The following is a 14191-nucleotide window of genomic DNA, read 5'->3' as shown; positions in this document are numbered from 1 at the left end:
CATGCAACTGATCCTTCTGGAAAAAATCGCCAACCTGGGCAACCTGGGCGACAAAGTAAACGTTAAGGCCGGTTACGGCCGTAACTACCTGCTGCCTTTCGGCAAAGCCACCGCTGCGACCGCTGCCAACCTGGCTGCGTTCGAAGAGCGTCGCGCTGAGCTGGAAAAAGCCGCCGCAGACCGTAAAGCTTCGGCTGAAAGCCGTGCTGCCCAACTGGCCGAGCTGGAAGTGACCATCACTGCCACCGCTGGCGACGAAGGCAAGCTGTTCGGTTCGATCGGTACTCACGACATTGCTGACGCACTGACCGCCTCCGGCGTTGAAGTGGCGAAAAGCGAAGTTCGTCTGCCGAACGGCACCATCCGCAACGTGGGTGAATTCGACGTGGCCGTGCACCTGCACGCCGAAGTTGAAGCCACCGTACGCGTTGTCGTGGTAGCAGCTTAAGCAACACCCTGATCGACTGGCGGCTTGTCCGGCAGACGGTTAACATCGGGCACGATCCTGTTTACAGGTCGTGCCCTTTGTCTTTCTGCACTCCCTGCTTTTCCTGATTAAAAAGTGGCCATGAACGAAATCTCCGCTCCCGAGCAATACGATCTGCAAACCGCCGCGCTGAAGGTGCCGCCGCATTCCATCGAGGCCGAACAGGCCGTGCTCGGTGGTCTGATGCTGGACAACAACGCCTGGGAACGCGTGCTCGATCAAGTCTCCGACGGCGATTTCTACCGACATGACCACCGTCTGATTTTCCGTGCGATCGCCAAACTGGCCGATCAGAACCTGCCGATCGACGTCGTGACCCTTGCCGAGCAACTGGACAAGGAAGGTCAGACTTCGCAGGTCGGCGGCCTCGGTTACCTGGGTGAGCTGGCGAAAAACACGCCGTCCGTCGCCAACATCAAGGCCTATGCGCAGATCGTCCGCCAGCGCGCGACGTTGCGTCAGTTGATCGGTATCAGCACCGAAATTGCCGACAGCGCCTTCAATCCCGAAGGCCGCACCGCCGAGGAAATCCTCGACGAAGCCGAGCGGCAGATCTTCGCGATTGCCGAGGCCCGGCCAAAAACCGGCGGCCCGGTGGGTGTGAATGACCTGCTGACCAAGGCCATCGACCGCATCGACACCCTGTTCAACACTGCCGACTCGATCACCGGCCTGTCCACCGGCTACACCGACCTCGACGAGAAGACCAGCGGCCTGCAACCGGCCGACCTGATCATCGTCGCCGGCCGTCCGTCGATGGGTAAGACCACCTTCGCGATGAACCTGGTGGAAAACGCCGTGTTGCGCAGCGACAAGGTGGTGCTGGTGTACTCCCTCGAGATGCCAGGCGAATCGCTGATCATGCGTATGCTGTCGTCCCTCGGCCGTATCGACCAGACCAAGGTACGTTCCGGCCAGTTGGAAGACGACGACTGGCCGCGTCTGACCTCGGCGGTCAATCTGCTCAACGACCGCAAGCTGTTCATCGATGACACCGCCGGCATCAGTCCGTCGGAGATGCGTGCCCGGACCCGGCGGCTGGTGCGCGAGCACGGCGACATCGGCCTGATCATGATCGACTACCTGCAACTGATGCAGATCCCGGGTTCCAGCGGTGACAACCGGACCAACGAGATTTCCGAGATCTCCCGATCCCTGAAAGCCCTGGCCAAGGAATTCAACTGCCCGGTAGTCGCCCTGTCGCAGCTCAACCGCTCCCTGGAACAGCGTCCCAACAAGCGCCCGGTGAACTCCGACTTGCGGGAATCCGGAGCGATCGAGCAGGACGCCGACGTGATCATGTTCGTGTACCGGGATGAGGTGTATCACCCGGAAACCGAGCACAAGGGCATCGCCGAAATCATCATCGGCAAACAGCGGAACGGTCCGATCGGCTTCATTCGCCTGGCCTTCATCGGCAAATACACACGTTTTGAAAACCTCGCGCCGGGCAGTTACAACTTCGACGACGACGAGTAACGCAATTGATCACGCCAGCTGATCAAACAGTTTCTGGGCAACCCTGGGGCTGATGAACTCCCGCCATATCCGTTGGTGGGGCCGACCAGCCTGTTCTTCGCGCTGTTGAAACGAGCTGCCGAGCCTGCGCTGTTCAAGGGTTTTCAGGTGTGCGCCCTTGACGGTGTAATCCAGCGCAGCGCGGTCCTTCCTGTCGTAGTGAAAGTGGGCCTCCCACAAGGGCGTGTTATCCGAGCGGTCGATGATCGAGTAAACGTCCAGGAATGACTTGTCTTTACCCTTGCCCAGTTGCTTGCGCTCCACCGTTTTGACCACCTTGAGTTGAGCATGCTCAAGCAGGAAGTTCAGGCGCGGGACGTCCAGCACATCCTTGTTCTTGTACATCCGTATCAAAATATCCTGGCCTTTGGCGCCCATTGAGTCGGCGGCAGCTTTCAGTCGGCTGATCAAGTCGGAGGTTTCAGCGCCTGCTGCCGTTTGCCCGAGGAGCTCGAGGCGTTTCGCCAGACCTGCGAGTCGATCCGTCTCGGCACCCAGATATTCGACAATGGTGGTCGGGTTGTCCTTTCGGCTTTCCATCAATCGAGCCTGGGCCAGGTACGCCTCCACGTTACCAAGGCGCGCCAGCGCTTCGCTGACCAGCTGAGGTCTGGAGGTCGGGGCCGGGGCGGAACGTACGGGCTGCCACTCACCTTCTTTCATTTCGTAGCGTTGAGGGGGATCGTTCGGTTTGAACAGGTCGGGAACGCTGAGGGTGATGCGGCCGTCGGCAGCGGTGTCCGGCACGCCGACCAGCACACGGTAAGTGCCATGTTGACGGGTTCGGAACAACTTTCGCGGCGCCGCGTCTCCGGCGGCTCCGGTAACTTGTCCAGGGAGGAAGTCGAAATCGATTTCCTGATCGTAGCCGGGCAGTTCTTGGTTGTTGTCAATCCGGTCAAAGATATCGTTCAGCCGGGTTTCGATTTTCGATTCAAAGGCATCGAGCAGGGTCAGTGCCTTCCTGACGTACTCTGCCTTGGCCGGCGTTGTCGACGCGAGCAATGCCTCCAGGCCTGCTTTGTCGCTTTTGATGTTTTCGATCGTCAATTGCAATGCAAGAGGTTCGGAGTACCCGAACACTTCGTTCAGATCCTGCTTGAGCAAGTGCATGGCCATGGCACTGCGCATGCCATGATCCTGCGGGTTCTGCGGATCGTCGGAGATCAGGCGCAGGCAAATGTTGTATTGGCTGGATTGGATCTGATCCACCGTGGGCACTTTGCGATTCATCTCCTCCAGAACCGCCAGGGCGCTGCGGTCAGCCTTCTGAATCTGATCCATCACGGCCTGACGCTCGTCCATGATCTTCAGCTTTTTGTCGAGGTGGACGAGGTTGCGCTTGAGCGACTCGACGGTGATTGCATGCAGGGTTGGCAGAGCTCTGCGGTCCATGACTGCAAGCAGTTTGTTGAAGTAGTCGACTCTGTTGATCTGCTGAGCATGAAGCTCGGCTTTATAGAGCCCGCCTGCCTTGAGCAATATCAGCCAGTCCCGGTTGTCGATGAGTGACTTGACGTAATCGGCCTGCATTCTTGTGTGCTTGATCACATGCACTTCAATCTCGATCAGCGCGGCCTTTTCGGCGTCACTGCCCTCAGGCAAGGGTTGGGCACGGCGCCAGAGTTCGCCATAGCGCGTGTTGGAAGCGGTCAGGGCATCGAAGGCATTCCTGATGGGCTCATGCCGTTGGAGCAGATAGGTTTTGCTGTGCTGAGCGATTGCACTGCGACGCATGCCTCCCTTGAGCCCATGCAGACTGGGAACCCAAAAACCTTCGGCAGTGCGAGTGATGGCCAGGGTGGAGCCGGCCCGACTGGCGCGGTAGGTGTTTTCGCTGTCGGAGGCGACCGGATCCTTCGACGCGACGATACGCCAGACGGTGTGCGCGGGAGAGGAGGCGTCAACGTCGCGCATCACCTGATAGGCGCGGCTTTCAATGACCACGTAGCGCTTGCCTTCGAAGTTGTGCAGCCCCTCGCTGTCCGGCGCGATGCCAGAGAAATCCAGGCCTGTCCGGAATGCCTCCAGTCGACTGGAAGTCAGTGCAAGGGCCCCGGCTTGGAACTCATCCAGTGGAAACCAGCGTTTGCTCTGGGGATCCTGCAAGAGAACAGGGCCCGAGGGGTTCAACTCATTGCTGAGTCTGATGCGGTAGATGCGGCTGTCAGGGTCCAGGCCAACTTGCACAATGCTGCCATCGTACGCTTCGACGAACAGTCGCCCCTTGAAGGTTCTGAAACCCTGTGTGTCGGCCTCCGGCAGTCGGACACCGGAAGGAATGCCATAGGTTTCGAGCCTGAGTCTTCTCGGTGAAGCCGTCGGGTTTGAGAGGCTTTCGACGAATGTCACGGACGGTGCGGGAGAGATCGTGTCCGGGCCGTCGATTGCCGGGAGGCTGGCGTGTGCGGGACGCGGCGTGAACAGGCGGGTGTCCGCAGGAACCGGAGGCGAAGTGGAGTGCTCCGGAAAATGTCCGGTCACAGGTCTCGAAGGCGGATTGTGCACTTCGACGGTCGTGGCGCCTATGGAGGGTGGTTTTGCAGGCATGCGTATTCATCCTTGAATAAGTGAACCCGTTTGTTGAACAGAGAGTGTGGCGGCGGGCGGTGCGACGAGAAACCGACCACAGTCGTCGGAATTGGTCAAAATTTGTGCTATATTCCGCGCCCGCGAAATTCAATGAAAGCCAACACCGGTTATCGACATGCAAGCAGCCAAGCCGTTATTTGACTATCCAAAATATTGGGCCGAATGTTTCGGGCCAGCGCCGTTCCTGCCGATGAGCAGGGAGGAGATGGATCAGCTTGGCTGGGATTCCTGCGACATCATCATTGTCACGGGTGATGCCTACGTCGATCACCCGTCCTTCGGCATGGCGATCATCGGCCGGCTGCTGGAGTCGCAAGGCTTCCGCGTCGGGATCATCGCGCAGCCTAACTGGCAGTCCAAAGACGACTTCATGAAGCTCGGCGAGCCGAACCTGTTCTTCGGTGTCGCGGCCGGCAACATGGACTCGATGATCAACCGCTACACCGCGGACAAGAAAATCCGTTCCGACGACGCCTATACCCCGGGCGGCATGGCCGGCAAACGTCCGGATCGCGCGAGCCTGGTTTACAGCCAGCGCTGCAAGGAAGCCTACAAGCACGTGCCGATCGTGCTCGGCGGCATCGAAGCCTCCCTGCGCCGCATCGCCCACTATGACTACTGGCAGGATCGCGTACGCAACTCGATCCTGATCGACGCCAGCGCCGACATCCTGCTGTACGGCAACGCCGAGCGGGCGATTGTCGAAGTCGCCCAGCGTCTGTCCTACGGTCACAAGATAGAAGACATCACGGATGTGCGCGGCACCGCGTTCATCCGTCGTGACACCCCTGCGGGCTGGTACGAAGTCGATTCCACGCGCATCGACCGTCCGGGCAAGATCGACAAGATCATCAACCCGTACGTCAACACCCAGGACACTCAGGCCTGCGCGATCGAGCAGGAGAAGGGCCCGGTTGACGATCCGGAAGAAGCCAAGGTCGTACAGATCCTGGCCAGCCCGAAAATGACCCGCGACAAGACCGTGATCCGCCTGCCGTCGATGGAAAAGGTGCGTAACGACCCGGTCCTGTACGCCCACGCCAACCGCGTGCTCCACCTGGAAACCAACCCGGGCAACGCCCGTGCGCTGGTGCAGAAGCATGGCGAGGTAGACGTCTGGTTCAACCCGCCGCCGATTCCGATGACCACCGAAGAAATGGACTACGTGTTCGGCATGCCTTACGCACGTGTTCCGCACCCTGCGTACGGCAAGGAAAAAATCCCGGCCTACGACATGATCCGCTTCTCGGTGAACATCATGCGTGGCTGCTTCGGTGGCTGCACCTTCTGCTCGATCACCGAGCACGAAGGCCGGATCATCCAGAACCGTTCCGAAGAGTCGATCATTCGCGAAATCGAAGAAATCCGCGACAAGGTGCCGGGTTTCACCGGCGTCATCTCCGACCTCGGCGGCCCGACCGCGAACATGTACCGCATCGCCTGCAAGAGCCCGGAAATCGAATCCGCGTGCCGCAAGCCGTCCTGCGTGTTCCCGGGCATCTGCCCGAACCTGAACACCGACCACTCGTCGCTGATTCAGCTGTACCGCAGCGCCCGTGCGTTGCCGGGTGTGAAGAAGATCCTGATCGCCTCCGGCCTGCGTTACGACCTTGCGGTCGAGTCGCCGGAGTACGTCAAGGAGCTGGTGACCCACCACGTCGGCGGTTACCTGAAGATCGCCCCGGAACACACCGAGGAAGGTCCGCTCAACCAGATGATGAAACCGGGGATCGGCACCTACGATCGCTTCAAGCGCATGTTCGAGAAGTACACCAAGGAAGCCGGGAAAGAGCAGTACCTGATTCCGTACTTCATCGCCGCGCACCCGGGCACCACCGACGAAGACATGATGAACCTGGCCCTGTGGCTCAAGGGCAACGGCTTCCGTGCCGATCAGGTGCAGGCGTTCTATCCGTCGCCGATGGCCACCGCCACCGCGATGTACCACTCGGGCAAGAACCCGCTGCGCAAGGTCACCTACAAGAGCGACGGCGTGACCATCGTCAAGAGCGAGGAGCAGCGTCGTCTGCACAAGGCCTTCCTGCGTTATCACGACCCGAAAGGCTGGCCGATGCTGCGTGAAGCGCTGACCCGCATGGGCCGCGCCGACCTGATCGGGCCGGGCAAGCATCAGTTGATCCCGCTGCACCAGCCGGCCACCGACAGCTACCAGAGTGCCCGTCGCAAGAACTCGACGCCGGCCGGCAGCCACAAGGTCGCGAAAGAGAAGACCACCAAGATCCTCACCCAGCACACCGGTCTGCCACCGCGCGCCAGCGACGGCGGCAATCCATGGGACAAGCGTGAACAGGCCAAGGCCGCGGCGTTCGCCCGCAACCAGCAGGCCGCCAAGGAACGCAAGGAAGCGGCGAAAGGCAAAGGGCCGAAACCGGCACGCAAGCCGGTCGTACCGCGCTGAAACGCACTTGAGCCAAAACAGAACGCCAACCTTCGGGTTGGCGTTTTGCTGATCGTTCCCACGCTCTGCGTGGGAATGCCTCCAGGGACGCTCCGCGTCCAGTGACGCAGAGCGTCACGGGCTGCATTCCCACGCGGGAGCGTGGGAACGATCAAGTATCCGGCCGCTTTCGCAACATTTGCGTGCAACTGTGCCAAAGCATTTCACCGCATCGCCCGATTTTGGTGCTGTACTGCCCTGAGCATTCCGGGAAAGCGCCCAAGCCTCTGCATGGCATAAGTCTTGCGCGCTTTCGAATACGCTTGGGCTCGCAGGAGGCACGCCGTGTCGATTCATGTCGCATTGCATCACGTCACGCATTACCGCTACGACCGCGCTGTCGAACTCGGCCCGCAGATCGTGCGTTTGCGCCCGGCTGCCCACAGCCGCACGCGGATTCTGTCCTATTCACTGAAAGTCTCGCCCGAGCAGCACTTCATCAACTGGCAGCAGGACCCCCAGGGCAACTACCTCGCACGGCTGGTGTTCCCCGAGAAAACCGCCGAACTGCGGATCGAGGTCGATCTGCTGGCCGAAATGGCGGTGTTCAACCCGTTCGACTTCTTCCTCGAGCCCTACGCCGAGAAAATCCCCTTCGCCTACGCCGCCGATGAACGCAAGGAGCTGGCGCCGTACCTCGAAACCCTGCCGCTGACGCCTAAATTCAAGGCCTATCTGGATGCCATCGACCGCACGCCGTTGCCGGCCGTGGATTTCCTGGTGGCGCTCAATCAGCGCCTGAGCGAAGACATCAATTACCTGATCCGCATGGAACCGGGTGTGCAAACCCCGGAGCATACCCTCGAACACGCCTCCGGCTCCTGCCGGGATTCGGCGTGGCTGCTGGTGCAACTGCTGCGCAACCTCGGGCTGGCGGCGCGTTTCGTCTCCGGTTATCTGATTCAACTGACCGCCGATGTGAAAAGCCTCGACGGCCCGTCCGGCACCGAAGTGGACTTCACCGACCTGCACGCGTGGTGCGAGGTGTATCTGCCCGGCGCCGGCTGGATCGGCCTTGATGCGACCTCCGGACTGTTCGCCGGAGAGGGGCATATCCCGCTGGCCTGCAGTCCCGATCCGTCCTCGGCGGCGCCGATCAGCGGTCTGGTGGAACCTTGCGAGTGTGAGTTCAGCCACGAAATGTCCGTGGAGCGGATCTGGGAAGCACCCCGGGTCACCAAGCCCTACACCGATGAGCAATGGCTGGCGATCCAGGCGCTGGGCCGGCAGATCGATGCCGACCTGCTGGAAGGCGATGTGCGCCTGACCATGGGCGGCGAACCGACCTTCGTGTCCATCGACGACCCGGATGGCGCCGAGTGGAACACCGCCGCGCTGGGCCCGGACAAGCGTCGGCTCTCCGCCGAACTGTTCCAGCGCCTGCGCAAGCATTACGCGCCCAAAGGGCTGGTGCATTTCGGTCAGGGCAAATGGTATCCCGGCGAGCAACTGCCGCGCTGGTCGCTGAACTGCTACTGGCGCCGCGACGGTGTGCCGGTCTGGCAAAACAACGCGTTGATTGCCGATGAACAGCAGGATTACGGCGCCACAGGTGAACTGGCCGGACGCTTTCTGGCGAGTGTCGCCGAACGCCTGAAACTGCCGACACGCTTCGTGTTCCCGGCCTACGAAGACAACTTCTATTACCTCTGGCGCGAGGGCGCCTTGCCGAGCAACGTCAGCGCCGAAGACTCGCGTCTGGAGGAGCCGCTGGAACGTGCGCGACTGCGCAAGGTGTTCAGTCAGGGGTTGGACAAGATCATCGGCCAGGTGCTGCCGCTGGCGCGCACCGCCAAGGGCGATCAGTGGCAGAGCGGGCGCTGGTACCTGCGCGATGAGCATTGCCGGTTGGTGCCGGGGGATTCACCGCTGGGCTATCGCCTGCCGTTGGGTTCACAGCCCTGGGTGAAGGCGGCGGAGTACCCGTTCATTCATCCGAACGACCCGAATCAGGATTTCCCCGAGCTGCCCGAAACAGCGCAGCTCAACCAACACGGTGAGCCGGCTCCGGCGTACGATCGTGTGCCGAAAATCGACGAGTCCGCCGACTGGCTGACCCGCACCGCCTTCTGCGCCGAGGCCCGGGAAGGCCGGTTGTACCTGTTCATGCCGCCGCTGGAGCGGGTCGAGGACTATCTGGAACTGGTCGCGGCCATCGAAGCCACCGCCGAGGAGCTGCATTGTCCGGTATTGCTGGAGGGCTATGAGCCGCCGAGCGATCCGCGCCTGAGCAACTTTCGCATCACCCCGGATCCCGGCGTCATAGAGGTCAACGTGCAGCCGTCGGCGACGTGGGACGAGTTGGTCGAGCGCACCGAATTTCTGTACGAAGAAGCGCGCCAGACCCGACTGTCCACCGAGAAATTCATGGTCGACGGGCGGCACACCGGCACCGGCGGCGGCAACCATTTCGTGCTCGGTGGCGCGACGCCGGCGGACTCGCCGTTCTTGCGCCGTCCGGATCTGCTGCGCAGCCTGATCAGTTATTGGCACAACCATCCGTCGCTGTCCTACCTGTTTTCCGGGCTGTTCATCGGCCCGACCTCTCAGGCGCCGCGAGTCGATGAAGCGCGCAACGATGCGCTGTATGAGCTGGAAATCGCTTTCGCGCAGATGCCGGCGCCGGGAGAAGAGTGTGCCCCATGGCTGGTGGATCGGCTGTTGCGCAATCTGCTGATCGACGTTACCGGCAACACCCATCGCGCCGAGTTCTGCATCGACAAGCTGTATTCACCGGATGGCGCCACCGGGCGCCTCGGGTTGCTGGAGTTGCGTGGTTTCGAGATGCCACCCCATGCGCGCATGAGCCTGGCGCAGCAGCTGTTGTTGCGAGCGCTGGTGGCGCGGTTCTGGCGCGAGCCCTATGCGCCGCCGAAACTGGCGCGCTGGGGTACGGAGCTGCACGACCGCTTCATGCTGCCGCACTTCATCGAGCAGGACTTCGCCGACGTCATCGTCGAGCTCAACAGTGCCGGTTACCCCCTGCGTGCCGAATGGTTTGCGGCTCATCTGGAATTCCGCTTTCCCAAAGTCGGCGATTACGCCGTCAACGGCATCGAGCTGGAATTGCGCCAGGCTCTCGAACCCTGGCATGTGCTGGGCGAGGAGGGCGCAGCGGGCGGTACGGTGCGCTACGTCGACTCATCGCTGGAGCGCTTGCAGGTCAAACTCACGGGGCTGCCGCCGCAGCGCTATCTGCTGACCTGCAATGGCATCCCGGTGCCGCTGCAACCGACCGGACGGGTTGGCGAGTTTGTCGCGGGTGTGCGTTTCCGCGCGTGGCACCCGGCCAATTGCCTGCAACCGACGATCCCGGTGCATGCGCCACTGGTATTCGACTTGCTCGATACCTGGATGCAGCGCTCGCTGGGCGGTTGCCAGTACCACGTCGCTCATCCGGGCGGGCGCAATTACGAAACGCTGCCGGTCAATGCCAACGAAGCGGAGAGCCGGCGCATGGCGCGTTTCTTCCGCATCGGACATACGCCGGGGAAGCTTCCGATACCGAACCTGACAATCTCCGACGAGCTGCCGATGACACTCGATTTACGACGTTTCTAAGTCGTACGCGACGCCCGGATTTTTCGTATATCCGGGCGTCATGTGCCTGCGTTAGTCTGACCGTTCCTTGCCGGCTGCCGAGCTTTCCATGCCTGACCTGCTTGACCGCTACCCGCTGACGGCGGGCACCTATCACGAACTGCTCGACGACAGCGGGGCGGTGCGCCCGCACTGGCGGCGACTGGTCGACCAATTGCAGCGCAGCACCCCGGCGCAACTGGTGCAGCGTCAGGCGTTGCTGACCCGGCAGATTCAGGAAAACGGCGTTACCTACAACGTCTATGCTGACCCCAAAGGCGCTGATCGTCCGTGGGAGCTGGATCTGCTGCCCCACGTGATCGCCGCTGACGAGTGGCAACAGTTGTCTGCCGGAATCGCCCAGCGCGCGCGGCTGCTCAATGCGGTGCTGGCGGACCTGTATGGCCCGCAGCAGTTGATCCGCGAAGGCTTGTTGCCGGCGGAGCTGGTGTTCGGCCACAACAATTTTCTCTGGCCCTGTCAGGGCATTGCGCCACCGGACGGGGCCTTTCTGCATCTGTATGCCGTGGATCTGGCGCGCACGCCGGACGGGCGCTGGTGGGTGACGGCGGATCGCACTCAGGCACCATCGGGTGCCGGGTATGCGCTGGAAAATCGCACCATCGTGTCCCGCGCCTTCCCCGAGTTGTATCGGGATCTGAAAGTGCAGCATCTGGCCGGCTTCTTCCGCACCCTGCAGGAAACTCTGGCCCGTCAGGCCCCGTGCGACGATGACGCGCCGCTGGTGGTGCTGCTCACCCCGGGGCGTTTCAACGAGAGCTATTTCGAGCACCTTTATCTCGCACGCCAGCTTGGTTATCCGCTGGTGGAGGGCGGTGACCTGACGGTGCGTGATGCCACGGTCTACCTGAAAACCCTCAGTGGCCTGCGCCGGGTGCACGCGATCATGCGCCGGCTCGACGATGACTTCTGCGATCCGCTGGAATTGCGTACGGATTCGGCGCTGGGCGTTCCCGGACTGCTGGAGGCGGTGCGTCAGGGCCGGGTGCTGGTGGCCAATGCGCTGGGCAGTGGCGTACTGGAGTCGCCGGGGCTGCTGGGGTTCCTGCCAAAGATCAATCAGTACCTGTTCGGCGAAGAGCTGATCCTGCCGTCCATCGCCACGTGGTGGTGCGGCGAAGCGCCGGTGCTGGCCCAGGCCCTGGAAAAATTGCCGGAGCTGCTGATCAAACCGGCGTTCCCGTCGCAAAGCTTTACACCGGTATTTGGTCGGGATCTGAGCGAAAAACAGCGTGAAAGTCTCGCCGCGCGCATGCAGGCACGGCCTTATGCGTATGTCGCGCAAGAACTCGCGCAGCTGTCTCAGGCGCCGATCTGGCAGCCCGAGGACGGGCAACTGCAACCCCGGGCGATCGGCATGCGCATGTACGCGGTGGCCAGTCACGACGGTTATCGGGTGTTGCCCGGTGGCCTGACCCGGGTCGCGGCCGAAGCCGATGCCGAAGTGGTGTCGATGCAGCGCGGTGGTGCGAGCAAGGACACCTGGGTGCTGGGGGATCGGCCGCCGAGCGGTGAGCAGTGGAAAGCCCAGCGCAATATCGGCGTGCCCGACCTGGTGCGACGCGATCCGTATCTGCCGTCGCGGGTGGTGGAAAACCTGTTCTGGTTCGGCCGTTACTGCGAGCGTTGCGACGACAGCGCACGGCTGTTGCGGATCATGCTCGCGCGCTACGTCGACGGCGATGACCCACAAGCCTTGCAGGCCGCTGTGGATCTGGGCGAGCGACTGATGCTGCTGCCGGACGAAGGTGAACTGCCGGAACGCTTGCTCGCGGCATTGCTCGGCGAGGACTGGTCGTTCAGCCTGCGCTCCAACCTGCAACGCTTGCAGTGGGCAGCCTCGCAGGTGCGCGGCAAGCTCTCGCGGGAGAACTGGCAGGCGTTGGTGGAGTTGCAGCGCGAGGCGACGGAACTGGATACCGACGAGCCAGACTTCGGCGAGCTGCTGGATTTTCTAAACCGGCTGGTGATGTCGCTGGCGGCGCTGTCCGGGTTTGCCCTCGACGACATGACCCGCGACGAAGGCTGGCGCTTCCTGATGATCGGCCGGCGAATCGAGCGCCTGCAATTTCTCAGCAGCAGCCTTGCGGGTTTTCTGCGCGGCGCCGGGGCGTTCGATCAGGCCGGGCTTGAGTGGTTATTGGAGCTGGGCAACAGCAGCATCACCTATCGCTCGCGTTATCTGGCGGTGGCGCAGTTGATTCCGGTGCTCGACCTGTTGCTGCTGGATGAGCAGAACCCCCATGCGGTGCTGTTCCAGTTGAAACTGGTGACTCGCACCCTCAAGCGTTTGAATGATGACTTCGGAGTGCCGAGGGAGGCAGGATTGCCGACGCTGGTCGAGCGTCTGGCGCGTTTCGATCTGAGCTGTCTGGAGAATCCGCTGTTCGGCGAACCCAGCGTGCGCGCGGCCCTCGACGGTCTGGCGGATCTGCTGCAGGAGATCGCCGACGCCAGCAGTCAGGTGTCGGATCGTCTGGCCCTGCGCCATTTCGCCCATGTCGATGATGTCAGCCAGCGCACGGTGTCCGTCTGATGAGCGCCCATTACCAGATCCTTCACGACACGTGCTATCGCTACGACAGCCCGGTGTCCCTGGCCCAGCAACTGGCGCACCTGTGGCCGCGCGAATGCGAGTGGCAGCGTTGCACCGAGCAACAACTGCTGATCAGTCCGGAGCCGACCACCCGCCGTGACGAGCAGGATGTGTTCGGCAATCCGCTGACTCGCCTCGCCTTCGAACGGCCGCACGATGAATTGCAGGTCAACGCACGGCTGACGGTGGAAGTGCTGGCGCGACCCGTGGTGGATTTCCAGCAGTCACCGGCCTGGGAGTTGACGCGCAACGCGCTGACTTACAGCAGTCAACCGCTGTCCGCCTCTTTGCTGGAAGCCTGTCGCTATCGATTCCAGTCGCCTTACGTGCATCTCAAGCGCAGCTTCGTCGAGTTCTCGGAGAGCTGTTTCCCGGCCGGCAGACCGTTGATGCTGGGTGTGCAGGCCTTGATGCAGAAGATCTTCAGCGAATTCACCTTCGACGCCGAAGCGACGCAAGTCGCGACGCCATTGGTGGAAGTGCTGGAGCGACGGCGCGGGGTCTGTCAGGACTTTGCGCATCTGATGCTTGCCTGTGTGCGCTCACGCGGGCTGGCGGCGCGTTACATCAGCGGTTACCTGCTGACCCAACCGCCACCGGGGCAGCCACGGTTGATCGGCGCCGATGCGTCCCATGCCTGGGTTTCGGTGTTTTGCCCGGTGCTGGGCTGGGTGGATTTCGATCCGACGAATAACGTGCAGCCGGCGCTGGAGCACATCACCCTGGCCTGGGGCCGGGATTTCTCCGATGTCTCGCCGTTGCGCGGGGTGATTCTGGGTGGTGGCAATCACGACCCGGAAGTTCGCGTCACTGTGTTGCCGCTGGAGGAGTGAAGATCAAATGTGGGAGATTCTATGTTGCAGGGGAACCCTGCAACCTTAAATTGGGTTGGTATTCGCTCTGATTTTTCATGAGGGCGAATGCCACCCGGCAAAGCTTA

At 61.9% G+C, this 14191-nt stretch carries 7 protein-coding genes; 6 read left to right on the top strand and 1 reads right to left on the bottom strand.

Translation table 11 applies throughout. The features are described 5' to 3' along the window. The first annotated feature begins 1 nt into the window (after position 1). Together rplI and dnaB are read left to right on the top strand one after the other, a co-directional pair. Positions 2-448 (top strand): 50S ribosomal protein L9, encoded by a 447-nt coding sequence (rplI, locus tag CAF77_RS27780; RefSeq protein ID WP_003186385.1) that lies wholly within the window; start codon positions 2-4, stop codon positions 446-448. Between the two features lie 120 nt (positions 449-568). Then, positions 569-1966: a replicative DNA helicase gene (gene dnaB, locus CAF77_RS27775; protein ID WP_011332193.1), complete on the top strand. Its 1398-nt coding sequence runs from the start codon at positions 569-571 to the stop codon at positions 1964-1966. Between the two features lie 9 nt (positions 1967-1975). Here the strand turns inward: dnaB and CAF77_RS27770 are convergent, their stop codons facing one another. Further along, the gene (locus tag CAF77_RS27770; RefSeq protein WP_139831648.1) at positions 1976-4555 is read right to left on the bottom strand and encodes a hypothetical protein; all 2580 of its coding nucleotides are present in this window, start codon (positions 4553-4555) and stop codon (positions 1976-1978) included. Positions 4556-4712: 157 nt separating this feature from the next. Between CAF77_RS27770 and CAF77_RS27765 the strand changes: the two genes are divergently transcribed. The 4 genes from CAF77_RS27765 to CAF77_RS27750 all read left to right on the top strand — a co-directional run bounded on the left by CAF77_RS27765 (position 4713) and on the right by CAF77_RS27750 (position 14084). Then, entirely contained in the window at positions 4713-7016 is a 2304-nt protein-coding gene (locus CAF77_RS27765) for a YgiQ family radical SAM protein (protein WP_064379109.1), read from the top strand. Positions 7017-7340: 324 nt separating this feature from the next. Continuing rightward, complete coding sequence (locus CAF77_RS27760; RefSeq protein WP_064379110.1) at positions 7341-10616, top strand: DUF2126 domain-containing protein; 3276 nt, start codon at positions 7341-7343, stop codon at positions 10614-10616. Between the two features lie 88 nt (positions 10617-10704). After that, a complete protein-coding gene (locus tag CAF77_RS27755) occupies positions 10705-13191 on the top strand; it encodes a circularly permuted type 2 ATP-grasp protein (RefSeq protein WP_064379111.1) in 2487 nt (828 codons plus the stop codon). Continuing rightward, a complete protein-coding gene (locus tag CAF77_RS27750) occupies positions 13191-14084 on the top strand; it encodes a transglutaminase family protein (protein WP_064379112.1) in 894 nt (297 codons plus the stop codon). The genes CAF77_RS27755 and CAF77_RS27750 overlap by 1 nt, the downstream gene beginning before the upstream one ends. The last annotated feature ends 107 nt before the right edge of the window (positions 14085-14191 follow it).

Source organism: Pseudomonas sp. R15(2017) (assembly GCF_002112685.1).
GTDB classification, from domain to species: Bacteria; Pseudomonadota; Gammaproteobacteria; order Pseudomonadales; family Pseudomonadaceae; genus Aquipseudomonas; species Aquipseudomonas glycinae.
This window is presented reverse-complemented; position numbering and strand designations above follow the sequence as displayed.